The sequence below is a fragment of the Acidimicrobiales bacterium genome (assembly GCA_030747595.1).
Taxonomy (GTDB): domain Bacteria; phylum Actinomycetota; class Acidimicrobiia; order Acidimicrobiales; family MedAcidi-G1; genus UBA9410.
The window spans coordinates 172,121-195,081 of record JASLKK010000004.1 but is presented as its reverse complement, the minus strand read 5'-3'; the positions used below and the strand labels follow the sequence as shown (position 1 = coordinate 195,081).

At 64.6% G+C, this 22,961-nt stretch carries 28 protein-coding genes; 17 read left to right on the top strand and 11 right to left on the bottom strand.

The window, feature by feature from the left end:
* On the top strand, positions 1 to 305 hold a 305-nt coding region (locus tag QF777_04835), incomplete at its 5' end, for a hypothetical protein (protein MDP6910874.1).
* Between the two features lie 233 nt (positions 306 to 538).
* Positions 539 to 823 carry a DUF4242 domain-containing protein gene (locus QF777_04830; GenBank protein ID MDP6910873.1) on the top strand — a complete coding sequence of 95 codons (285 nt, stop codon included), beginning with the start codon at positions 539 to 541 and terminating at the stop codon, positions 821 to 823.
* A gap of 100 nt (positions 824 to 923) precedes the next feature.
* Here QF777_04830 and QF777_04825 read toward each other — a convergent pair whose 3' ends face one another.
* A complete protein-coding gene (locus tag QF777_04825) occupies positions 924 to 1,457 on the bottom strand; it encodes a nitroreductase/quinone reductase family protein (protein MDP6910872.1) in 534 nt (177 codons plus the stop codon).
* 92 nt (positions 1,458 to 1,549) lie between these two features.
* Here QF777_04825 and QF777_04820 point away from each other — a divergent pair, with 92 nt between their 5' ends.
* Positions 1,550 to 1,705 (top strand): hypothetical protein, encoded by a 156-nt coding sequence (locus QF777_04820; protein ID MDP6910871.1) that lies wholly within the window; start codon positions 1,550 to 1,552, stop codon positions 1,703 to 1,705.
* A 121-nt stretch (positions 1,706 to 1,826) separates the two neighbouring features.
* Here the strand turns inward: QF777_04820 and QF777_04815 are convergent, their stop codons facing one another.
* Positions 1,827 to 2,477: an acyltransferase gene (locus tag QF777_04815; GenBank protein ID MDP6910870.1), complete on the bottom strand. Its 651-nt coding sequence runs from the start codon at positions 2,475 to 2,477 to the stop codon at positions 1,827 to 1,829.
* A gap of 347 nt (positions 2,478 to 2,824) precedes the next feature.
* On the opposite strand from QF777_04815, the gene QF777_04810 reads away from it, so the two are divergent.
* The 7 genes from QF777_04810 to QF777_04780 all read left to right on the top strand — a co-directional run bounded on the left by QF777_04810 (position 2,825) and on the right by QF777_04780 (position 9,025).
* On the top strand, positions 2,825 to 3,838 hold the full coding sequence (locus QF777_04810) for an amidohydrolase family protein (GenBank protein ID MDP6910869.1): 1,014 nt from the start codon (positions 2,825 to 2,827) through the stop codon (positions 3,836 to 3,838).
* Positions 3,839 to 3,863: 25 nt separating this feature from the next.
* Positions 3,864 to 4,637 carry a N(G),N(G)-dimethylarginine dimethylaminohydrolase gene (locus QF777_04805; protein MDP6910868.1) on the top strand — a complete coding sequence of 258 codons (774 nt, stop codon included), beginning with the start codon at positions 3,864 to 3,866 and terminating at the stop codon, positions 4,635 to 4,637.
* Positions 4,634 to 5,299 carry a hypothetical protein gene (locus tag QF777_04800; GenBank protein MDP6910867.1) on the top strand — a complete coding sequence of 222 codons (666 nt, stop codon included), beginning with the start codon at positions 4,634 to 4,636 and terminating at the stop codon, positions 5,297 to 5,299. The genes QF777_04805 and QF777_04800 overlap by 4 nt, the downstream gene beginning before the upstream one ends.
* Before the next feature lie 42 nt (positions 5,300 to 5,341).
* Positions 5,342 to 6,127: a hypothetical protein gene (locus QF777_04795; GenBank protein MDP6910866.1), complete on the top strand. Its 786-nt coding sequence runs from the start codon at positions 5,342 to 5,344 to the stop codon at positions 6,125 to 6,127.
* A gap of 114 nt (positions 6,128 to 6,241) precedes the next feature.
* Entirely contained in the window at positions 6,242 to 6,538 is a 297-nt protein-coding gene (locus QF777_04790) for a hypothetical protein (protein MDP6910865.1), read from the top strand.
* 194 nt (positions 6,539 to 6,732) lie between these two features.
* Complete coding sequence (locus QF777_04785) at positions 6,733 to 8,103, top strand: pyridoxal-dependent decarboxylase (protein MDP6910864.1); 1,371 nt, start codon at positions 6,733 to 6,735, stop codon at positions 8,101 to 8,103.
* 112 nt (positions 8,104 to 8,215) lie between these two features.
* Positions 8,216 to 9,025: a DUF6159 family protein gene (locus tag QF777_04780; GenBank protein MDP6910863.1), complete on the top strand. Its 810-nt coding sequence runs from the start codon at positions 8,216 to 8,218 to the stop codon at positions 9,023 to 9,025.
* A gap of 250 nt (positions 9,026 to 9,275) precedes the next feature.
* On the opposite strand, the gene QF777_04775 is transcribed toward QF777_04780, so the two are convergent.
* Positions 9,276 to 10,208, bottom strand: a complete 933-nt coding sequence (locus tag QF777_04775) for a crotonase/enoyl-CoA hydratase family protein (GenBank protein ID MDP6910862.1) — start codon at positions 10,206 to 10,208, stop codon at positions 9,276 to 9,278.
* Between the two features lie 28 nt (positions 10,209 to 10,236).
* The gene (locus QF777_04770; protein MDP6910861.1) at positions 10,237 to 11,061 is read right to left on the bottom strand and encodes a hypothetical protein; all 825 of its coding nucleotides are present in this window, start codon (positions 11,059 to 11,061) and stop codon (positions 10,237 to 10,239) included.
* Positions 11,062 to 11,176: 115 nt separating this feature from the next.
* On the opposite strand from QF777_04770, the gene QF777_04765 reads away from it, so the two are divergent.
* Positions 11,177 to 12,043 carry a homocysteine S-methyltransferase family protein gene (locus QF777_04765; GenBank protein MDP6910860.1) on the top strand — a complete coding sequence of 289 codons (867 nt, stop codon included), beginning with the start codon at positions 11,177 to 11,179 and terminating at the stop codon, positions 12,041 to 12,043.
* Positions 12,044 to 12,062: 19 nt separating this feature from the next.
* Here QF777_04765 and QF777_04760 read toward each other — a convergent pair whose 3' ends face one another.
* From QF777_04760 to QF777_04750, 3 genes are read right to left on the bottom strand one after another with little or no spacing between them, the layout of a single operon-like run.
* A complete protein-coding gene (locus QF777_04760; protein ID MDP6910859.1) occupies positions 12,063 to 12,383 on the bottom strand; it encodes a hypothetical protein in 321 nt (106 codons plus the stop codon).
* A gap of 54 nt (positions 12,384 to 12,437) precedes the next feature.
* A complete protein-coding gene (locus tag QF777_04755) occupies positions 12,438 to 13,121 on the bottom strand; it encodes an alkylhydroperoxidase-related (seleno)protein (GenBank protein ID MDP6910858.1) in 684 nt (227 codons plus the stop codon).
* Between the two features lie 48 nt (positions 13,122 to 13,169).
* Complete coding sequence (locus QF777_04750; GenBank protein ID MDP6910857.1) at positions 13,170 to 13,865, bottom strand: VOC family protein; 696 nt, start codon at positions 13,863 to 13,865, stop codon at positions 13,170 to 13,172.
* Between the two features lie 62 nt (positions 13,866 to 13,927).
* Between QF777_04750 and QF777_04745 the strand changes: the two genes are divergently transcribed.
* The 3 genes from QF777_04745 to QF777_04735 all read left to right on the top strand — a co-directional run bounded on the left by QF777_04745 (position 13,928) and on the right by QF777_04735 (position 15,569).
* A complete protein-coding gene (locus QF777_04745; GenBank protein ID MDP6910856.1) occupies positions 13,928 to 14,800 on the top strand; it encodes an aldo/keto reductase in 873 nt (290 codons plus the stop codon).
* A gap of 83 nt (positions 14,801 to 14,883) precedes the next feature.
* Positions 14,884 to 15,237 (top strand): cupin domain-containing protein, encoded by a 354-nt coding sequence (locus tag QF777_04740; protein MDP6910855.1) that lies wholly within the window; start codon positions 14,884 to 14,886, stop codon positions 15,235 to 15,237.
* Positions 15,238 to 15,368: 131 nt separating this feature from the next.
* A complete protein-coding gene (locus QF777_04735) occupies positions 15,369 to 15,569 on the top strand; it encodes a cold shock domain-containing protein (GenBank protein ID MDP6910854.1) in 201 nt (66 codons plus the stop codon).
* A gap of 130 nt (positions 15,570 to 15,699) precedes the next feature.
* On the opposite strand, the gene QF777_04730 is transcribed toward QF777_04735, so the two are convergent.
* A complete protein-coding gene (locus QF777_04730) occupies positions 15,700 to 16,668 on the bottom strand; it encodes a DMT family transporter (GenBank protein MDP6910853.1) in 969 nt (322 codons plus the stop codon).
* A gap of 298 nt (positions 16,669 to 16,966) precedes the next feature.
* Between QF777_04730 and QF777_04725 the strand changes: the two genes are divergently transcribed.
* Complete coding sequence (locus QF777_04725; GenBank protein ID MDP6910852.1) at positions 16,967 to 18,544, top strand: DEAD/DEAH box helicase; 1,578 nt, start codon at positions 16,967 to 16,969, stop codon at positions 18,542 to 18,544.
* 64 nt (positions 18,545 to 18,608) lie between these two features.
* Entirely contained in the window at positions 18,609 to 19,214 is a 606-nt protein-coding gene (locus QF777_04720) for a hypothetical protein (protein MDP6910851.1), read from the top strand.
* A gap of 29 nt (positions 19,215 to 19,243) precedes the next feature.
* On the opposite strand, the gene QF777_04715 is transcribed toward QF777_04720, so the two are convergent.
* Positions 19,244 to 20,398: an aromatic ring-hydroxylating dioxygenase subunit alpha gene (locus tag QF777_04715; protein ID MDP6910850.1), complete on the bottom strand. Its 1,155-nt coding sequence runs from the start codon at positions 20,396 to 20,398 to the stop codon at positions 19,244 to 19,246.
* 47 nt (positions 20,399 to 20,445) lie between these two features.
* Between QF777_04715 and QF777_04710 the strand changes: the two genes are divergently transcribed.
* Positions 20,446 to 21,453 (top strand): Ldh family oxidoreductase, encoded by a 1,008-nt coding sequence (locus tag QF777_04710; GenBank protein ID MDP6910849.1) that lies wholly within the window; start codon positions 20,446 to 20,448, stop codon positions 21,451 to 21,453.
* A 9-nt stretch (positions 21,454 to 21,462) separates the two neighbouring features.
* Here QF777_04710 and QF777_04705 read toward each other — a convergent pair whose 3' ends face one another.
* Positions 21,463 to 22,011 carry a hypothetical protein gene (locus QF777_04705; GenBank protein MDP6910848.1) on the bottom strand — a complete coding sequence of 183 codons (549 nt, stop codon included), beginning with the start codon at positions 22,009 to 22,011 and terminating at the stop codon, positions 21,463 to 21,465.
* Positions 22,008 to 22,961: a membrane dipeptidase gene (locus QF777_04700; GenBank protein ID MDP6910847.1), complete on the bottom strand. Its 954-nt coding sequence runs from the start codon at positions 22,959 to 22,961 to the stop codon at positions 22,008 to 22,010. The genes QF777_04705 and QF777_04700 overlap by 4 nt, the downstream gene beginning before the upstream one ends.

Here is a 22,961-nt window from a genome sequence, read left to right as displayed (position 1 = left end):
CAGGTACAGCCGTCGTCGTCGAAACCACAGTCGTCGCAGGTACAGCCGTCGTCGTCGAAACCACAGTCGTCGCAGGTACAGCCGTCGTCGTCGAAACCACAGTCGTCGCAGGTGCAACGGTCGTTGCGCTCCCGCCGCATCCAGCGGCAAAGAACGCCAGAGCAACCACGCTTGCCAGAATCTTGTTCACGGTCACAGCCACCTACTTTCTCTCTTCGCTTCACGCGGGACCAAATCAAGTCTCCAGAAGGGCAGACAAGTCCCCTTCGACGGAGGGGACTGAGAAGTTGCAAAGACTCTCGTGAGTTCGGGAGACAAGCGACTGCATCTTGAACAAGTCCCAATCGACGAGTCCGGATACACCACAACAGGATCGTTCCCCTCCGACGGGGGGGGTGGAGCTCATCATTCGACGACACTCATAGAGGCTCCTGAGTCGCCCCACCCCTCAGGGATCGGTTGACGACTCCCCTCTGGTAATGAGATCCTCAGTGGCGAGTGGCGTCACTGGCCGTCACCGGATCGGAAGGTGGCAACCATGGCCCTGTACGTAATCGAACGATCAATGCCGGGCTTGGGAGCAATGGGCCCTGACGAGTTGCAAGGCGCTGCGGCACACTCGAACGAGACCCTGGAGGCGATGCGGGCTGAGGGCAAGGACATCACCTGGAGGCATTCCTACGGGACGGCCGACAAGTCCTTCTGCATCTACGAGGCGGCCGACGAGGGCCTCGTGCTAGAGCATTCCGAGCGGAGCGGTTTTCCGGCCGACGTCATCTCTGAGGTCGGAGGGATCATCGGACCGGAGACTGCCGACGGCTGACCTCAGCGGTCACCGAGCGGAACAGTCGTCAAGAACGAACTTCAACCACCTCTCGCGCCGAAGAAACCCGCTATCCGTTCGTGAACCTTGACCAGGGCGGCTAGAGGGCCACTCCCTGAGTGTCCGTCTTGAGGACGAACACCTGAATAACGCGATGTTCGGCCCTCTTGCGGTACTTCGCGTAACCGGGGTAGACGGTGCTGGCTAGATCAAAGATCCGGTCCGTTTCGGTTTCGTCTGCTCGATGGGCCACCACTTCCACTGTGGAGTCTCGGTATCCGATAGTTGCCGACGGATCGGCTTCGAGGTTGTACACCCAGCTCGGCGTGTGCTTCTGGCCGTAGTTGGATCCGATCACCGCCAGGTCTTCTCCCACCGGAATGCCGAGAAGCGGCATGGTTCGGCGTTTCCCGGTCTTCGCCCCAGTTGTAGTCACCATTATCACCGGCAGTCCAGCGACGAGGGCCGGGATGGTCAAACGGCCTCCAGTGGCCTTGAACAACGCCTTGTCCGGCTGGTAGAGGGTTTTGGAAAACAGCCACGCCCCTGGCCGACTCGATCCCACCGCCTGGACGAGCCGTTGAAAAACGTTGGCCGGTTTCACTTCGAGTCCTAAATCGCTTACTGCACCCATTTCTCACCTCCTGTCAACAAGTTAACCATCAGGTGCTACCGCCAACCCTTCTCATGACGTCACCGGAAGCTTGGACCCGCTGAATGTTGTCCATGAGCGACGGCAACGAACCACTCGTCGGCCTCCCAATGTTCCCGGGTTCGCCGATGCGCGAATACTTCTGCCAAGTTGCCGAGTTCAGCCCAGGTGTCGCTGTGTCGACGTTGAGAACACCGTCTTCCTACGAGGCATGGGGGCCCCTCGCCTAGGACCGGTGTCTGAAGTCGGTCAGCCCGACCTCCAGTTGGACGACCAGATGAACAAGACAAATGCACTGCGGTTCGATTTCGACTTTCATGGTGTTGGACTCGACCCCGAACGACAGTCCCTTCAGAGGTCGAGGGCTTCCCCAACGCGCCGCCACCCAGTGCCATCGTGGCGTCGTACCACTCGACCAGGGACGCCGACCACCACTGAGTGGTCGGGGATTTCACCGCGGACCACCGAGTTGGCCCCGACGACGACGTGAGCACCGATTCGCGCCCCTGGGAGGATCACTGCGCCGGACCCGATCCAGCTTCCCGGGCCAATGGTTACCGGCTTTTCAGAGGGCGCTTGCACCCCGATCGGGAGGGTTAGATCTTCGTAACCGTGGTTCTGGTCGGTGATGTAGACATTCATTCCCGTGTACACGTCGTCGCCGATGTCGATAGCCAAATGCCCGACAATCGCCGTGCCCCGCCCGATAAGACATCGGTCACCAATACGAACCGCTGGCTCGATAGAGGTGGCCTCCCAGGTAGCCATTCCGGCCGACAGCGTCACGTGCGGGGCGATCAGAGTGTCACTCCCAATCCAGATCCACCGCTCGCCGAACACCGGTCCGGTCGGCCACCCAAGGATGCTGCCGCCACCGAACCCGCCAAAGTTTCGGGCCATCCGGTGGTCGGGGCCTACCGCGGCGGCCCTGCCGGCAATGGCCGCCGCCCATCGAACCGCTGCTCCCGCCACTGACCAAGCAGTCGCCCTGAGTCCCACCATGCCTGGAACCTAGATGCGATTAGGGCCGGCCGGTTTCGAGCCGTCCGGCTTTTCAGCTTCTTTCCCTGATCCGTTGCCGTTGTCAACTCCAGGGGTATCTGGAATCCCCTAACCGCCTTTGGGGCGATCACCCTCTCAGCGGTGAAACTCAACGGTAAGAGTGGTGTGCACCACGCCAATGTCGGCGAGCAACCGTTCCACTGCGGCAGCCATCGGCGAGAGACGCAGCACTCCGGCCGAGGCAGTGAGGGCAAGGCGAAGACCGTGTGATCCGGTCTCTAGGTGGGCTCCTCCCTGACGATCACTTCAGGATTCAGCCTTACCGTCCGAGGCTAGATTCGGTAACCATGGCAGACCGCGAGCCCCTCGCCTTCGACCGGCCCGAGTGGCATGCCCAGGTCGATGAGGAGATCGTTGATCCTGAACAGGAGATCGTCGACCCCCACCACCACCTGTGGCAGATCCCCGGCGCCGACTACGTGCTGGAGAACCTTTGGGCCGATACCGGATCGGGTCATCGGGTCACCAGGACCGTCTTCATCGAATGCCACGCCGAGTACCGCGACGACGGGCCGGAACACCTCCGTCCAGTCGGCGAGACTGAGTTCGTGGCCGGTCTGGCTACCGAGAGCATGGCGGGACCGGGTGCACGTATCGCCGGCATCGTGGCCTACGCCGACCTGCGCCTAGGGGATCTACTGCCTGAGGTGCTCGATGCCCACGTGACAGCCGGCAACGGTCTATTCCGGGGGATCCGTCACGCCATCTCGCACCCCACCCACCCCGAGGTGCTAACTATTCCCGGGCGAGCACCGTCGGGGCTGGCCGCCAACGAGGGGTTCCGGAGCGGTGTTCGCCTGCTGGGCCGCCACGGGTACACCTATGAGAGTTGGCACTACCACTACCAACTCCCGGACTTCGTCGATCTGGCCCGTTCAGCTCCCGACACCACGATCATCCTCGACCACTTCGGCACCCCGTTGGGTGTCGGCCCCTGGGCGAATCAGCGCGACGAGATCTTCGAGCAGTGGAAGATCGACATTGCCGAGGCAGCCCGCTGCCCCAACGTGGTCGCCAAGCTGGGCGGCCTGGCCATGCCCGACAACGGCTTTGACTGGCACCTAGCCGACTGCCCGCCGACGTCTGACGAGGTGGTGGCCGCCCACCGCGACCACTACCTGCACACCATCGACTGCTTTGGGCCCGAACGATGCATGTTCGAAAGCAACTTTCCGGTCGACAGGGTGTCGGTCTCGTACCGCGTGCTCTACAACGCCTTCAAGAAGATGGTCAGCGACTTCACCGACAACGAACGCTCCGCGATGTTCTCCGGCACAGCCTCCCGCGTCTACGCAATCTGACCACGGAAGCAGGACGCCAACCTCCATGCTCATCGCCGTCACCCGAGAGGTCAGCCCGGCCATTGCCGACTGTGAGCTGACTCACCTAGAACGCACCCCGATCGACGTCGATGCCGCCCGGGAACAGCACGCCGCCTACGAAACGGCCCTGACTGATCTGGGTTGCCGTGTCGAGCGCCTACCGGCCGAACCCGGCCTCCCCGACTCGGTGTTCGTCGAAGACGTAGCCGTCGTGCTTGATGAGGTGGCCGTCATCACCCGGCCTGGCGCCGAATCCCGGCGCGACGAACGCTCCAGCATCGAACGGGCGCTCGCGCCGTACCGAATCCTGGCCCACATCTCCTCTCCGGGAATCCTCGACGGTGGCGACGTGCTGGTTGCCGGTCGAGACGTCCATATCGGCATCACCAGCCGGAGTGATCTGGCAGCCATAGACCAGTTCCGGACCATCGTCGGCGACCACGGCTATCGCGTCCACGGGACGGACGTGCGCGGCTGTCTACACCTCAAGTCGGCGGTTACCGCCCTGGACGACGACACCCTGGTCCTCAATCCCGATCGGGTCGACGTTGGCGAGCTGGGCGACCGACGCTGCATCCCGGTCGATCCGTCAGAACCCGACGCAGCCAACGTCGTTAGGGTGGGTGGCACCGTGCTGGTCGCCGCCGCCTTCCCCCACACCGCTGAACGGATCTCTGCCGCCGGATTCGCCGTGCACACCGTTGAGGCGTCCGAACTGGCCAAGGCCGAGGGTGCCCTGACCTGCTGCAGTCTGCTCTTCGAGGTGAGCGCCACATGAGCGAGACTTCAGCGCCCACCCCGCTCGACGAGCGGTCACTGGGTTGGCTGCGGTACCTGCATCGCAAGGCCACCACCCCTGACGACTGGAACCGCAACGGTCAGCCTCACCCCCACTGGGATGACCGCACTGGCGAACCGATGCTGTCGTGGCACCGGTTCGACCTCGTCGACTCCAGTTACTCCGTGGCCCTCATGGCCGACCGGACCCCGGCGTGGCGGGAGCCCTACGCCGAAATCCTCGACGAGTTGGTCGAGCGCCATACATCGTGGTGGGCCGCCTCGGACTGGTTAACCCAGTTCGGCCCCGACCCCGACCGCTCCCGCTACCCAGAGGGTTGGCGCCCACTCGTACCTGAGCCATTGTGGGGCGAATACGACGTGCCCGGTTGGACAGCCAATGGCATTGAGCCGTACGGCATCCAAATGGACCCCATTGCGGCGGACGGCATGTTGTTCTTCAAGGGCTTCTTCGGTCTGCTGCTCGGGCTCCACCGCCACGTCACCGGCGATGACCGTTGGGACCAGCCATTCGACATGATCCGTGACGGCGAGCACACGTTCACTTGGACCCACTCCGCCATCTCCTCCCATCTAGCCGACCAATGGAGGGATCGCCCGATCGGCGTGCACTGTGAGAACACCAAGATTTGGCCCTATTGACTAAGCGGCGCCGGCCTCGGTCTGAGGTTGCACGACACACTCATGGGCACCGACCACCATCGGGTGTTCGACCCGTGGTGGGAACACGCCACGGCCAACTATGTGACGTGGCAGGACGGTCGGCCCGTGGCCATGGACCTCTACTACGACCCGGTGGTCGACGAACATGTGTCCAGCCCCATGGCGCTCCTGGCGCCGGTCTGGTATCTCGCACCACAGCGACCCGACGTTGCGCACTCCATCTGGGAGATGGCCGTGGCTTTTGCCGGACTGGATGGCGATGCCAACCCGGTCGGACTCGAGGATCCCAACTTCGCCTCGTTGTTGGCCATGCAGACCAGCGAGTTTGACGACGACAGGATCCGCGAGCGGATATGGGCGGTTCTCGATGACATCCACGAACCCACCTGGGACCACGACCTCGGCGAGTTCACGTTCGGATTCGGACTCGGCGAGCCACACCCGCGGGGTCAGTTGAACGCCAGGGTCATGGCCGGCTGGGTATGCCAACCGGGTGCCTGGAGTCGGATATTCGCCGAGAATCCCGTCGACCGATTCACCGAACCGACGATCACCGGAGTGAACTTCCCCGACGTCGCGCTCAGCGAGGCCTGGTGGGACGGAGCGGCCCTCCATCTCGCTGCTCAACCTCGAAACGCCTCGCTCTCTGGAACATGTACGTCTGTTCGGGTCTCCGGTCTACCCACCGACGGTTCATGGGCCCTGACGTGCTCCGACGGTTCCGCCGCGCCCTTCGACGTCTTGGGCGGGGCCGTCGATCTCGACCTCATCGTCGACGGCAGCCGGCACACGCTGAGCCGGATCTGACCAGCCTCCGAAAGCTGTAAACGGCTGACGATTTGTCAACCCCATCATGACTCTGATGAGATCAGATCTCCAGCGGAATCAACCTGATTCCACTCAGGCGGAAGGCGCAATCAGATGTCTCAGACGATCCACGTGGGGTTTCCCTGCCAAGAGGGCAAGGGCCCGGAACTCCTCGAATTGCTTAAGGGCGCCCTCGTTGAAACCCGGGCCTGGGACGGCTGTGAAGCCGTTGAGGTGTTCTCCAATGCCGACGACCCGGATTTCGTGATCCTCTGGGAGACTTTCGCCCAACGCTCCGACCATGAGGCCTATCTGGCATGGCGAATTGAGACCGGCCTCCCCGAGGCACTCGGCCCGTACCTGACCGGCGGCCTCGAGGTCACCTACCTCGCCGCCCACCCCGACGTCTGATCCCGTCCGGCCCATAGGCCCGGATCGGCGTAGCACCGAGGACAAATCGCGACCGCTTTCAGAAGCTGATCCACAGGGAACCGTCGCTGACCTCGACCAGGAACCGCTGTATCTACTGAAGTAGGTACGAGCCGATATTGGACCTCGCCTCACCGGACCCTCGCCGAGCGGAGGGAGGCCCGTAGCCTCCCGGCGTGCACGACTTCGACGCCGACAACGAGGCCCTCGTCAGGGCTGTCGTCGACCACGCTCTCCAGCGGATGGCCGACCAGCCTCCCATGCAGCCGGCGAAGAGCGCCGCCGAGCTCCGAGACCTCGTCGGCGAAACCATCACCGCGGAGGGACTGGGTGGCACCGAAGCACTCCGCCGCTATGTCGAACACCTCGCCCCGAGCAACATCGCGGCGGACAACCCCCGCTACCTGGCCTTCGTGGCCGGTGCACCCACCCCGGCTGCCAGCGCCTTTGACTTCGTGGTCGGCACCTCTTCGGTGGCGGGTTCGAGTTGGTTAGACGGCGCCGGAATGGTCTACGCCGAGAACCAGGCCTTGGACTGGATCGCCGATCTGGCCGGCCTGCCCGACACGGCGGGAGGCTGCTTCGTCACCGGCGGGACGATGGGGAACCTGTCCGCGCTAGTCACCGCACGCGACGTCGCCAACCGGGCCCGAATGGCCGGCGGACTGGACCGACCGATCCGATGGGCGGTCGTGGCATCGGCCAGCACCCATGCCTCGATCGACTCGGCAGCGCGTGTCATGGACGTCGATGTACTCCTCGCCGACCTTGACGGCGAACTGCGCCTCACCGGTGATGCCGTCACGGCGACCATCAACGGTCGTCCCGCCGGGACCGAGGTGTTCGCCGTGGTGGCCACCGCCGGAACCACCAACGTGGGAATCGTCGACGCCCTCGACTCGGTGGCCGACGCCTGTGCCGCTTCCGGTGCCTGGTTCCATGTCGATGGGGCCTACGGGGGTGCGGCTTTGGCTGCGCCCTCGGTCCGAAACCTCTACAACGGGGTGGAGCGTTGCGATTCGCTCGTCGTGGATCCCCACAAGTGGCTCTTCTCCCCATTCGATTGTGCGGCGCTCGTCTACCGGGAGCCAGCGGCCGCCCGCAGGGCCCATACCCAGCACGCCGGCTACCTCGAACCACTCATGGATGACACGGTGTTCAACCCGTGTGACCACGCCCACGTTTTGACCCGCCGAGCCCTCGGAGTGCCATTCTGGTTTTCGCTCGCCACCTACGGGACCGACGCCTACCGGGACGCCATCGAAGAGACGCTCACAGTCGCCCGAGCCACCCGTGATCTCGTGGTGGCTGCCGACCACCTGGAACTGATCGTCGAACCCGAACTGTCGGTCGTGGCCTTCCGCCGCCACGGATGGGGTGCGGACGACTACCAGGCGTGGTGTGACCGACTGATGGCCGACGGGACCGCCATGCTCACCACGACCACGTTCGACGGCGAGCCGGCCATGCGCGTGTGCATCGTCAACCCCCGGACGACCATCAACGACCTCACTGAGATCCTCGCCACCCTTGCCCCAGGCGCCTGATTCTCCGATCCCATTGCGTTCAGATCTCATCATGAGACAGGGCTAGCGGGCCGCCACTAGACCCAACCGACAGGCTTTTCGGGCTGTCACCGATCGACGCTACGGTCGCCGTATGGGACGCATCTCGAGAACGATCACGTTGGCCAAGGTGTCGTGGCAGGTACTACGGAAGGATCGGGAGCTGCTCGTACTCCCGGTGCTCTCCTTCCTGGTGTCCGTCGGGGCGCTCCTCGTGCTCTGGCTTCCGACTCTCGCCGCGACTGATCTCTCTGGCCTCTCGTCAGAGGAAGGGCAGGTCGACCCGGTGCTGGTGTTCGCCGGTATCGCTAGCGCCCTGATCCTCAGCGTGGTCGGAGTGTTCTTCAAGGGCGCCCTGGTGGCCGGAGCCCACGAACGGCTCTCGGGTGGCGACCCCACCGTGAAGTCGGCGCTGAGTCGGGCCTTCTCCCATCTCGGCGGCCTGCTGCCGTGGGCGCTCCTCACGGCCACTGTGGGCCTCGTCCTCTCAGCACTCAAGGAACGCTCGGGTCGACTCGGTCAGTTCGCCGTCAGCATGATCGGTATGGCCTGGGAGGCAGCATCGTTCCTCGTCATCCCAGCCATCGTGGTCGATGATCACCGTGCGGTCAGTGGCCTTAAGGCCTCAGCGTCGCTACTCAAGCGCACGTGGGGAGAGAACCTCGCTTCCCAGATCGGGTTCGGCCTCTTGGGACTGGCTGCCATGATCCCGGCGATCCTCGTGGTGTTCCTGGCCGGCCCCGTCGGTCTGGTAATCGCCGTGCCCTGGGTGGCGTTGGTCGTCGTCGTGCTGATCGCTCTCGGAGCTGTTTTCCAGACCGCGCTCTACCTCTACGCCACGACCGGTTCGATTCCGGACGGCTTCCAGGGCGCAGGCCTGACCGAGGCGTTTGCCACTCGCTGACGATTACAACACGCCTCACACGACAGCTTTCGAAATAGGCGTGGTAGCCACACAGCTGATGGACTTGGCACACGGAGCCCTACTTGGCTTATCCGGGACGCGAGACGACCCCCACCGAAGTGGGGGCCGATCGCACGGTGGGAAGACCGTGTCCAGCGGCGGCTCCTCAGCCATCCGCCAGTGACTTCAGCCTAGGGAATCGTTGCACCCGGCCGTGTTGGCGGCCCATTTCGGATCCATCTGACTCCGCTCATTGGGGGCTCTCGCCGTAGTCCTTCCACGGTGCGTCGCGTTCCCTGATGACCTCGCGAAAGCCCTTGTCGTCGAATGATTCGGCCCACCGGTAGGCCTCCTCGGTGTGACGGGTCACCCCGTCGAAGAACGTGCCCAGCATCTGGGAGGTTCGAAGCCCCATGTTCTCGTAGGCCTGATTGACGAGCAGTTTGTTCAGCGCCAACTGATTGGCCGGAATGTGACGGAATCGCCGGGCCTCGGCCTCAGCCTCCGCCGAGAGTTCGTCGGGCCCATAGACCTGAGACACCAGACCAATTCGATGGGCCGTCTCGGCGTCGATGGCCCGACCGGTCAGAAGGAACTGCTTGGCATGTTCGAGGCCAAGTCGGTACACCCAGAGCATGGTGGTCGGAGTGCCGAAAATCCGGCTGGGGGCGTACCCGATGTGGGCGTCGGATGCCATGTACAACAAGTCGGCGCACAGGATGAGGTCAGTGGCGCCACCGATCGCCCAACCCCGGATCTCTCCGATTACAGGCTTCGGGCACTCCCATACCTTCATGAACCGCCGGACGTTGTTATTCATGAACTGGTAGTCGCGGACCGGATCCCAGGCGCCTTGCCGTGGTTCGGGGCCCTTCGCCCCGTAGGGCGTGGACCATCCCTCCTCGTCTCCCGACGACGTACCCACTCCCGTCCCGGCCGTCAGGTCGTAGCCAGCGGTCAGAGTGCCGCCCGAGCCCCGAAGCACCACGGCTACCACGTCAGGGGATTTCGTCGCCGCATCAATCCCGTCGGCGATGCCCTCGATCACCGCATCGGTCAACGCGTTTTTCTTATCCGGGCGGTTCAACGTGATGATCGCCAGGTCATCTCGTTCTTCGTACAGGACCGGCGCTCCGCCGGTTTCTGAGCCGCCAGTGTGCCCGTCAGTCTCAAAGTCACTCATGCTGCACAGCCTCGCGCAGTCCGCTGAATCATCCGGCTACTACACCTGACACCCCGGCCAAGACCAGACCCAGGCCCAGCAGTTGTGGGGGTTTGACGACATCACCAAACACCACACGGCCAACGGCCACGCTCACCGCCGGGAACATCGCACCGGTCACCGCGGCGGGAAGGGCGTCAGCCTGGACACCTAGGACGTACAACGCAGAAGCAATGCCTCCGAACGTTCCTGAGGCCAGCGGAGGCCACCGGACCCCTTTCGACGGCAGCACCGATTGGCGGAGTGCGACGGCCAGCAGGACTGTAAGGATGCAGGCCACCAGTCGCTGGGCGGCGGCCGGCCACGGGCCACTGGCTGATGACGTGTCGATCAGCACTGAGAGTCCAAGCCCGTAGCCGAGGCCCGACGTCATTCCCCACAGAAACCCCTGTCGAACCCCTACCGTTGCACGGCCGCCCACGGTGATGAACACCAGACCGAGTATTGCCACCCCGACGCCGGTGAAGGCCAGAATCGACGCCTCCTCGCCGCCGGATACCGCGACGCTGAACGGCAGCACCACGGTCATGGTGGCCACCAACGGGGAGACCACCGTAGAGGAGCTACGAATCACGCCCCCGAGGTAGGTGACCATCCCCACGCCGAACCCCACCCCCGACAGTGCGCCGCGGGCGAGGTCGGGCCACAGGAACTCGCCGGAGAGGGCCAGCGCGAACACCAGTGCTGTCACCGCCGCAACACCCTGAGAGACCACACCAACGGCTAGCACCCCGGCAGCGAGCGAGCCCTTCCGACCGAACATCTCAGAGCACCCGACCGACATGGCGCTGAGAGCACCGAGCAGAGCGCCCATCAGAAGACCCTCTCCATGCTCGACATCACCGGGCTGAACATCGCTGGACAATAGGCCCCTTGTCCACAGGCACCTAGTGTTTCTCGATCAGACACACCGCCTCCCGGAGGACCCGATGACGACGCTGCTGGACGGGGGTATGGGCCAGGAGTTGATTCGGCGTGGGTCACCCCGCTCAGCCGAGTTCTGGTCAGCCTGGGCAATGATCGAGGATCCGGATCTTGTTCGAGGCGTACACGCCGATTATGTAGCTGCGGGCTGTGACGTACTGACTACCAACAGTTACTCGACGTTCGCCAACAGGCTGGAGCCTCATGGTCTGGGTGGACGGTCTGATGAGCTGTGCCGGGCCGCCGGCCGCCTTGCCCGGGAAGCCGCCGATACATCGGAACGTTCCGTCCGAGTCGCCGGTTCACTGCCGCCACTCCGCCACAGCTACAACCCCACACCGGAGGCCACCTACGAGGAACTACTGGGTGAGTACACCGTCATGGTCGACCAGCTCAACGAACACGTCGACATCTTCCTCTGTGAGACCATGGGTGCCCTCCACGAGGCTCGAGCCGCCACCGATGCCGCACGAATCAGTGGGAAAGAGGTGTGGACCTCGTTCACCCTTCAAGGCGGGACCGGCCCCCACCTGCTGGATGGCACATCCTTCGACCGGGCCTGTAGCGAGATCCAGGCTGACCTCTACCTTCTGAACTGTTGTCCACCTGAACAGATAACCGAGGCCCTTCCGGTACTTCGTGACGCCACCGATCGGCCGTTGGGTGTCTACGCCAACGCGTTTTGCGACATGCCGCTGGGCTGGCGGGGCCGTGATGGAAGCCCCCTTCCCTCCGCCCGGACCGACATGGGTGCCGATCCTTACACCGCGATGGTGCTCTCGTGGGTGGAGATGGGCGTAGATGTGGTTGGCGGATGTTGTGAGATCGGACCCAACCACATCGCCCGGATCCGACAGGCACTAGACGCCTGACCTACGGCACCTCAACCGATCACGACGCCAGGACATGGCGTCGTGACACGAGGTCGTTCACCTCGATCTCGTTGCGGAAATCCACAGAGGCAGCATCGGTGTCGGGGTCCAACGGCGTACCTGTGCCGTCAGCGACCCGAGTCATCATGTGGAAGTTGGCGCTCACCGCCACGGCATCGACCAGAACGTCGGCTCCGGCGACCGCCAAGAGTTCCTCGCGTACCGCTGCCAGGGGCCCCGGCTCTCCTTCCCACATGGCTTCGGTCAATCGGACGAGCAGATCGCCGTGTCGAACTCCACCATCACCGTTCCCCGAGCCGCCGATGGCTTCAAGGGTCACCTCATTGTCCTGGTGGAGGCCGCTCAGACCGAGCAACAACGCGTGACTGGTCGTTCAGTAGAAGCATTCGTTCAGTTTCGACGTGCGGGCGGCGACCAATTCCATCTGGACCCGCTGCAGCGAGAACCGATCCGAGACCACATCGCCGAATACCGCCCGACCCTCCAGGTAGTGAGGCGTCGAGAGCCGTGACCTGGCCTCCAGTTCCGAAGGTACGCCGCTGAGCGCCAGCCAGACGTTCGGTCCTCCTATGTCGACTGTCGGCACCCAGTGCAGGCGTACCTCGGCGTCGGCGGGCACCTGCCCGTCGGGTTCTCCGGGCTGCGCCTCCGGTACCGGTACACGATCCAGTTCCAGAGCGTCGGCAAACCGGTCGACGCAGTTCACCTGGGCCACGATCGACACCACCTCGACGTAGGCCAGTGCCTCCACACCTCGGCCGAGGATTGAGGCATGCCACTCGGGGGTCAGGGTTCCTGGGTGGTTGGTGAGCCGCCACACCAGGTCGACCACAGCGTCGGGCAGCGGATGGCCATCCGGAATCAGCCCATCGACCGCTGACGGCGACTCCCACGGGGCGAGAGTGTCGGCGTCTCGGGCCCGGCGTACTTCGGCAACCATGGCGAGTCGTTGCGCTCCGGTCCACCACGTTCCCGCACTGGACCATTCGTCCATGGCCTCCCCATGCGCAGCATCCAATTCGTCACGAATTGGCAACTCGGTCGTGTACGTCGGCACGGACTGATTCTTCCAGCCCGGGGCCTGCGAGTGGGCACCCAACAGGATTCAGGCAGGCCGAAGCGCCATCCGGACTCCGCCGACTATCAGATCGGCCGACCGCTTGGAACGAAACTCGAGACCGGAGACGCCCTCTCCACGACCATCGGCCGGCTCCACGAAACGGATCTCGCCCTCGTCAAGCGACACTGCGTTGCCCGAGCGAGACACCCCCAAGGCGTCTGCCCAACGTTCAGCCATGGCCGCCGGGTCGTCAGCCTGGACCTCGACGGCGACGAGATCCGAGACCACGCCAGTCCGTACGTGGTCGCTCCAAGCCGGTCCGGCCCACGGCCAGTCTGCCCAGTCCTCGGTCTCGTCGATCGAGAGGATGGCACCACCGACGTCTTTGGGATGGATATGCACTCCTTCGATGCCCGGCATCTTCGCGTCCAGGACGATACGAATACCGAGATCGGCGAGTCGACGGCGATCTCCGGCCAGGTCATCGGTCTGGATGAGGACCATGTAGCCACCATCCCCATCACGGCGTTCCAACTGTCGACCGGCGGTCGTTCCGGTCGCCGTCGGGGAGACGACCTCCAGGAGGCACTCCCCCACCGGGAACAGCACGTTTCGGAGGCCGAACTGCGATACCCCGAGATCATGGACGCACGGTTCCAGGCCCAGATGGGCGATCAGATCACGCTCCACGAGATCGAGGTCGTGGGCCACCAGAGCTACCTGCCGTAGTCGAAGAGTCACGGCTACGAAGGTAACCCAGCGACCGGCCAGCCGACCTAATCGTCGTTGCTACGGTCGGTCGAATGCAGACCCGTCGCCTCGGTCGGACCGACCATCAAAGCAGCATCGCCATCCTGGGCGGTGCGGCCTTCGCCGCCGACACTTCCGATGAGTCTGCCGTGTTCCTCCACGAGGCGATCGACGCCGGGATCAACCACCTCGACATCGCCCCCGGATACGGGCTCGCTGAACGGGCTGTCGGCCCTCATATCCCAGCGCTTCGGGACCGCCTGTTCGTGGCCGGCAAGACAGCCGAGACCGAGCGCGACTGGGCCCGCACCCGTCTGCGACGCACCCTCGACCGACTGCAGGTCGACTATCTCGACCTCTACCAGGCCCACGGCGTGACCTCCCTGGAGGTCCTCGACCAGCGGGCCGAGGCGTTCGAGGTCATTCTCGAAGCACGAGATCAGGGCCTGACCCGTTTCGTCGGCGTCACCGGTCACGACCTCAGCGCCCCGCGGGCTCACCTCGAGGCGGTCCGCCGCTACGACCTCGACACGGTGATGTTCCCCGTCTACCCGCGGGTCATGGCCGACGCCGACTACCGGGCCGACGTCGAGGCGCTGCTGGCTGAGTGCATCAACCGGGACGTGGGCGTCATGGCCATCAAAGCCGTGGCCTGGCGACCTTGGGGAGACCGAACGCCGGATTTACGCACCTGGTACGAACCGCAACGAACCCCCAAGGGGATTGAGGACGGGGTCCGCTTCGCGCTCTCGACGCCGAGCGTCGACGCCTTCTGCACGCCCAGCGACAAGACCACCGCCCGACTGGCGATCGCTGCCGCAGAACGACTCGAGCCCCTCGACGCCACCGAATGGACCGCCCTCCTGTCGACCGATGAGGCCTTCATCTTCCCCTTGGTGGACCACGCAGTATCGGCCTGGGGTTGAGCAACTCGTCTGGCAGACCGTCCCCCGATACGTGACAGAATCTCCGTTCGTCTTACCCCATCAAATGAAACGAGCAACGATCCATGGCAGCGATGCAGTTCAAGGGATCCATCAAGGGACGCGAACTCCCGGCGATGGACGAGTTCGACGCCAACGCATTCCTCGACGACTTCGCCGTCTCCGAGGACCCCGACAAGCCGATCACCGCCGGGTGCTATCGCCTTGAGGCAGGCCAGTCGATGACCTACACGTACACGTACCACGAGATGAAGTTGATCGTCGATGGTGAGATCACCATTGCCGACGACACCGGCCAGTCGGTGACGGCCACCAAGGGCGACCTCTTCTACTTCCCTCCAGGCAGCACAATCACCTTCTCGACCGAGGACTACGGCGTCGGCTACTTCGTGGGGCAGCGGGGCGTCGGCGAGGCCTAGGCAAGACACGGAAAACTCAACCAAATTTCCTGTGGTCAGTAAACGCCCGGTTAGATATCGGAACTCGTACGCTTACCCCTGCCGGTTCGACAACCGACCCGGTCTTGTTCAAAAGAAAGCGATACCTGAATATGCCGAACGGCACCGTGAAGTTTTTCAATGCAGAAAAGGGCTACGGGTTCCTCTCCGTGTCCGGTGAAGAAGATGTCTTCGTTCACTACTCCAACATCGAGGGCGAGGGCTACCGCAGCCTCGACGAGGGTCAGGCCGTCGAATTCGAGGTCGGCCCCGGCCGCAAGGGCCCCGAGGCTCTGAACGTCCGCAAGGTCTGAGTCCGAACTGGTGCGCTGGGCCCTGGCGTTAGCCTGAGGCCACAGCCCAACCCGCTGCACGCTTCCCCTTCGGGGTGAGGTGGCAGAGAGCCCGTCCCACGGGGCGGGTTCTTTCGCGTCCGGGCCCGGATCAGACGCTCTCGTCGTCGAGCTCCCGGTAGCGCCGAAATCCCGGCACGGCGCCGACATGCAGTCCCCGCACCCGGCCCATGCGATCCGGCAACTCATGCCGACCAGACCGTGCCGCCCGGATGGTCAACCACAGGACGGCCCCCAAGGCAATTGCCCCACCTACCAATGTCTCAGCCGTCGGCTCTTCCTCTTGCCAGATCCAGACCCACAACGGGGCCATCACGACCTCGGAGATGAGGAGCAGACTGACGTCGGCAGGCGGCACGAACCGGTGGACGTAGTTCCAGATCGGGGTGAAGACCCCGATCATCAGGCCCCCGGCAATGAAGGCCATCCAGAGGTCGAATGCCGGAACACCCACACCGGGGCCCGAGGCCGCCACCAGCCCGGCCACCACAGCAGCTGTCGTGCCACCGATGAGGGTCGGCACCCCGGGGTCACGCGCCGGGGCACTCCGGATCAGAACCGCGTAACCGCCGAGAGCCACAGGCAGAAGAACCGAAAGGAGGATCCCCACCGGGTCGCCTACACCTACGTTTCCGCCCACCATCACTACGACACCGATTCCAGCAACCGCTATGGCCCACAACGTGTCCCGGCTGACCGGCTCACCGAGGAACACCCGGCCGAGGATCGCCGCGTAGAACGGGCTCGTCGACTGCATCAGCAACACGAAAGCCGCTGAGACCCGGCTGAGCGCCACAACGAAGAGAGTGAACATCGCGGCAAACAGGAACCCGGCGAGCACCTGTCGAACGCCGGCGTCCATGACCGCACGGACCGGGCTACGACCTGCCGCCACGATGATCACGAGAGACACCGCTGCTGCGAAGAAGCTCCGGTAGGTGAGGTACTGCCACTCGTCGGCCTCATGGAGAGCCCGAAGGGTGAGCGGCCCGAAGCTGAATGCCACTCCACAGAGCAGTACGGCGACCGAACCCTGGAACCGATTCAGTGTGGGCGCCATCGGCCTACTGCTCCTGAGGAGGGATCTACTGGGACTCCAGCGGTCGCCGGACTCTAGATGACCGAACCCAGCACCTACGACCAACTGGAAACGGCAAGGGTGCCTCTAGTCACCCGCCCGGGGAACTGGCCGCTGGCCCAGTAGTCTGTTGGTACGCCGATGGATAAACCTCGGTGGGTTCGCTGACGGGAGATGGTTCCCCGGTCGAGGTGAACCACCCGCTCCGCCGATCAGTGCCGGGCGATCCCATCAGAAGCCTTTCTGAGGCAGGCCCCAAGAACCGCGGGCCGGAGAACACATGTCATCCCCAACCTTCGCCGATCTCGGCGTGCCCTCTGCGATCTGCGATGCGCTCAGCGCACAAGGAATCACCTCGCCGTTCGCCATCCAGGCGGTCACCATCGCCGACGCCCTCGCCGGCCACGACGTCTGCGGCCGAGCCCCTACCGGCTCCGGCAAGACCCTCGCCTTCGGGATTCCCCTCGTAGCGTCCGTGGGCCGGGCCGAGCCCCGTCGCCCCCGAGCACTCGTGCTCGCCCCCACCCGGGAGCTCGCCGAGCAAATCCGCACTGACCTGCGTACCTTCGCTGGCAAGGTCCGGGTCGGCGTCGTCTACGGAGGCGTCGGCTACGGCCCCCAGCTCAAGGCCCTACGTGACGGCGTCGACATCCTCGTCGCCTGCCCGGGTCGCCTCGAAGACCTCATCGACCAGGGCGCCGTGAATCTCGGCGACGTCGATCGGGTCGTCCTCGACGAGGCCGACCGGATGGCCGACATGGGCTTCATGCCCGCCGTCCGACGCCTGCTCAACCAGACGTCCCACGACCGCCAGACCGTGTTGTTTTCGGCGACGCTGGACGGTGACATTGCCAAGTTGACCCGCGACTACCAGAACAATCCGGTGCGTCACGAGGTCGGCGACCAAACGCCCGACATCACTGCGGCGACCCATCTCTTCTGGACGGTCGACAAGACCGCCCGAGTGGACCTGACCGCCGAAGCCGTGACTGCCGCCTGGCCGGCCATCATCTTCTGCCGGACCCGGCACGGCGCCGACCGCCTCGCCAAGCAGTTGGCCCGTTCCGAGATCAAAGCCGCCGCCATCCACGGTGGACGCAGCCAGAGCCAACGCACCCGAGCACTCGCCGACTTCACCGGCGGTCGCGTGCACGCGCTGGTGGCCACCGACGTGGCGGCCCGAGGCATCCACGTCGATGGCGTGGCTTCGGTCGTCCACTACGACCCGCCCGAGGATCACAAGGCCTACGTACACCGTTCCGGTCGAACTGCCCGTGCTGGTCAGGACGGCGTGGTGATCTCTCTCGTCCAGCCCGACCAAAAAAGGGATACCCGTCGCCTCCAGCGCGACGTCGGCCTCGACGAGCCGGTAACGAGCCCCGACCTGGCCACCGTCCGAGATCTGACTCCGCCGGCCGTTCGAGAGCTCGCCCCCGCCGAGCGCGAAGAGCGACGTGCCAACCGTGGCGACGACCGATCGCCTGACTACCAACCCCGCCGAAACCGCTCGAACGGCAAGCACCGTGGTGGGCCCAGACACGGCTCCGGCAACGGCAACCGCAACGGGAACCGCAACCGCAACGACGACCGGACCGAAAACGGAAACCGTGCCGGCGGCGGCAACCGCCAGAATGGACCGAAGCGAAACGGCAAGCCTGGCCAACGAAACGGCGGACCCAAGGCAGGTTCCGGCAAGCAGGGCGGCCACAAACACGGCGGCCAGAACCGCAGCCATGGCCAGTCGGAGGGCCACAAGCCCGGCAGTCAGCGTTCCGGTGGACCGACTCGCAACGGCGGTAAGCCCGGCCAGCGTCGACGCGGAAACTCCAGCGGCGGTCAGCGTCGCAGCGCCGCCTGATCCCTCACCGGACCCTCATCTGGCCAACACCTGCCGTCAACGGGATCGAGTGAAGACTCCTGCCATGCGACGCTCCTACCGGTCGACTCCTCTATCGAGCCACCGATCCGTCGGCATACCTGCCAAGCGATCCATAGGGCGGCCTGTCGGGCTTCTACTCCTTGGCCTGGTGGTCGGGGCCTGTGGTTCGGCGGGAACTGGATCCGAGACGCCCAAGGAGACGATCCCACTCGCCGAATCCGAGACCGACCGGCGAGAGGTAATGGAATCAACCCAGGCGCGGTTCAACTCCTGTCTGGACGAATCCGGCTACGAATTCCGTGGCTTTGCCGGAGACGAGGGCGACGCAGTGCTCATCGAGGACCCCGGATATCAAGAGGCGCTGAGCCGCTGCTCAGCCGAGTCGGGTATCGCCGACCTCCGCAGCGGGTTCGCTGAATCCCGGGCCAACCGCACTCCGGATCAGATTCGGGCCGACAATGAGGCCATCCTTGACGTGGTGGCCTGCCTTCGCACGAAGGGCATGGACCTCGATGACCCGGTTCAGGACGAAACTGGTGCCCTAGATCTGCGATCCACCCTCCGCTCCTCTGATGTCAACCCAAGCGAAAGTCAGCAGGCACAGGGCTGCATAAGTGAAATGCGGCTAGGTCGCCAGCAGAACAACTGATTGTCAGGCGACGGTCCACCGTTGGGCCTTCAGCCCACGGACAACAACCGATCGGCATACCAACCGGCGAAGCGGGCCACATTGGGCTCCAGATACGAAAATCGTCCCTGCCCAGCGAAGGGCGACTGCATTCCCCGATGTTGCCGCTCGAGCATCGGTATGTCCTCTGCGATCGCCACGTCAAAGCGTTCGTAGTAGGCCTCCGCTACCGCCTCAAACCGATCCAGAGCGACCGTCTCCGGCGGAAAGCACACGACCTGTGCGCATCGGCACCGGTTCGGGCCGTCCGGGTACACCTCGTACATCCACATCCCCTCGGCTCCCGTGGCGATAACCAGCGTCGGATGCAACCACGAGTACCGGACGCCGTCAGCCTCACGGTCGGTCAGTGCACCGATCCTCGGCAGGGCCTTGGCCTGATCCGTCTCCAGGAGACCACCGGTGCCCTGCGTGGTGCCAGAGTGCGTGGACCACGCCCCGACCACATCCTCGGGCTCGTCAGGGTCGTCGTAGGTGTCGTTGATGCTGCCCGGATGCACGTACGGCAGGTGGTAGTACTCGTTGAAGACCTCGGCGAATTCCTTCCAGTTGCAGTCCACAGTGAACTCGCGTCGACGGGTCGTCACCAGGGAAGCCAGATCCCAACGGGCGTGAATTACGCCGAAGTCGCCCAACCAGTAGTCGATCGATGGCGGTGACGCCTCGAGACTCACGAAGGCGAACCCGTGACGCTCGGTCACCGCAAACTCGTGAAGTCCGTGTTCGTCCCGGTCGAAGTCTTCGGCCTTTTGCATACTCGGTGCGCCGAGGAGGCGACCGTCGAGCCCGTAGGTCCAAAAATGGAACGGGCAACGCATCCGGGTGCAGTGCCCCTCCCCGTCCATCACCTGAGTCGATCGGTGGCGGCACGTGTTTGCGTAGGCCCTGAGGACCCCTTCGTCATCTCGGACCACCACCACCGGGACTCCACCAAGGTCGATTGCCGCATAGTCACCGGTGCTGGGCCACCGGTCGCTCCGACCGACCCCCACCCAGCCCTGTCGGAAGATCACTTCTGCCTCAAGGGCGGCAACATCTGGATCCACGTAGCAAGCGGCCGGCAGAGAATGGCCGGTCGCCGACGTTCCGGTACAGCGGCTCAGCACCTCGGCCAGATCGCCGGAAAGTCGCACCCCCGAACCCATACGCGGATTGTAGGAGCAGCGGACCCCCGGTCACCTACGGTTCGGGGATGTCTGACACCACGCCTGCCACTCTCGAAGTCACTCTGGATGAAGTCGAGGAAACCACCCGGCGGAGCCTGATACGCCACGGAGCCGGACACGACGTATCTGCTCTCGTCGCACGGGCCGTCCGTGTGGCCGAAGGCAACGGCAACCGGATCTGCGGCCTTTACTACCTGGAGAGCTACTGCCTGCAGCTCGAGTCGGGGCGAATTGACGGTGTCGCTGAACCGGTGGTGACCAACGATCGGCCCGGTGCCGTCCGCGTGGACGGACGGCTCGGTTTTGCCCAAGCAGCGTTCGCAGCCGGATTCCCAACCGCCGTAGACGCCGCCAGAGCCAACGGGATCTGCGGCATGTCCGTGGAACACACCCACACCTGTACGTCGCTCGGGTACTTCACCGAGCAGTTCGCACGGGAGGGCCTGCTGGCTATCGGAGCCACCAACGCCTCCCCCCGAGTTTCGCCGCCCGGCGGGTCGGTACCGGTCCTGGGTACCAATCCCATTGCCATGGCCGTTCCCGACGGTGGCGGCGGCATCGCCTTACAGTTTGACTTCTCCACCAGTGCGGTGGCCCTCGGCAAGATCACCATGGCAGCGGCGGCCGGTGAGGAGATTCCGCTGGGCTGGGCGGTGGACGCCGAGGGAATCCCAACTAGCGACCCGGAGGCCGCGCTCGCCGGGTCGCTGGTCTCGGCCGGCGGCTACAAGGGCTACGGCATCAGCCTCATGGTCGAACTGCTGGCCGGGGCAATGACCGGCTGCCGTCTGAGCGCCGACGTGCCCCCGCTCAAGACCACCGATGGCCAACCCCACGACCTGGGCCAGTTCTACATCGTGATCGATCCGACCTCGTACAGCGGCCGGGGGTTCCACGACCGTCTGAAAGCGCTGGGCGAGAGCATCGCGTCCCAGCCCGGTGCACGTCTTCCCGGCGCCGGTCGGGTGCCCTCCGATCCCGTGACGGTCGAAGGGCCTGTCTGGGCGCGGGCCCTCGAGCTCGCCGGTGACTGACCCGACCCGTCAGTCCTCGATCTCGTCCAGGATCGACTCGGCCACCAGGAACGGTCTAGCTGCCGCGATTAACGCATCGAAGGCGACCCGGTCCACGGCTAGACCGTCGCGGGCCGCCCGGGCGGCCGCTGTGCCGTCAGAAGGTGGCGGCGGCCCAGTGACCTCCAGTTCATCGACCGTCGTAGCCGCTGTGGCCCCGACCTTCACACCGTCCACGCCGAGTCCACGGCCACCAATATCTGCGATCGCGGAGGCCAATGCAGCCAACGGCGTCGGTACGCCGAACCTCGCCACCGCGGAACCTGTCGCCCTCGCCTCGACCTCAGCCTCCGCCAGGACATCTGGCCCGGCACCGAACTCGGCAGCCAGCCGTTGCGGATCGCCGAGAACCGAGGAGAAGGTTTCCACCGCTCCACCCAGGTGCACCTCAGCCGCGGTGACGTTTCGACCAGACCGATCCGCGGCCCCGGCATCCAGGCCTGCCACCCGGGCACAACGGAACACCAGGTCGTGGATCTCCCGGGGAGCGACCAGCACCTGGGGGCGACCGTCGGTCACGAGGGGAATACCTCGCCGAACAGACGCAACCAGTTCCCGCCCAGGACCAGATCGCGCTCATCGGGCGTGAAGCCGGCCTCATCGAGACCGTCGGACAGACTCCCGAAGTCCTTCGGACCGTCGAACCATGTCGGCCACGGAGGAAACGACGGCGCCTGGGACGGGGCGGTCGCCCGGTCCCAACGCCCGTTTCGCATCCAGCCGAGCGAGTCGGGGCTCCAACCGAGGACTGCATCGGACCCAATGGCCACATGCTCCACGCCGACCGACTCTGCCAACGAAGCAACCATCGAGCAGTACTCCGTTCGGGTCACGTCGGCCCCGCCCATGAAGAGCGGATAGAGGGTGCAACCGATGACGCCTCCCCGTGCGGCCACCGCTGCGACCAGGTCATCAGGTTTGTTGCGAGGCGAATCACAGAACGCAGCCGGGTTGCCGTGGGTGATGGCGATGGGCTGGGACGAGGCATCCACGGTGTCGCGGCCTGTGACGTTGCCGACGTGGGAGATGTCAACCAGCACGCCGGCCTCGTTGAGCGCCGCGACCATTCTGTAGCCGGCACGGGTCAGACCGCCGTCTCGAGGCTCCCAACAGCTGGACCCGAGATGGTTGGCAATGTTGTAGGTCACTTGGACGACCCGGATACCGACGTCGGCGAAGATCCCCGCCATCTCCGGGTCATCACCCAGCATGGAGCTGTTCTGAAAGCCCAGGACAACCGCCAGTACGTCGTCGGCCGCCGCCAAATGGATCTCATCAACGGTTCGGACGATTCGGATCATGTCGGCGTTGTGCCGACAGAGGTGCCGAAAGGCACCGATCCGGGTCATGGCTCCGGCGAGGTCCTCCCATACGCCGACCGTGGCGTGCACCACGTCGACCCCACCGGACCGCACCTCGGCGATCACCTCACGTGACCAGTCGTTGATCTGCAGTCCGTCGATAATCAT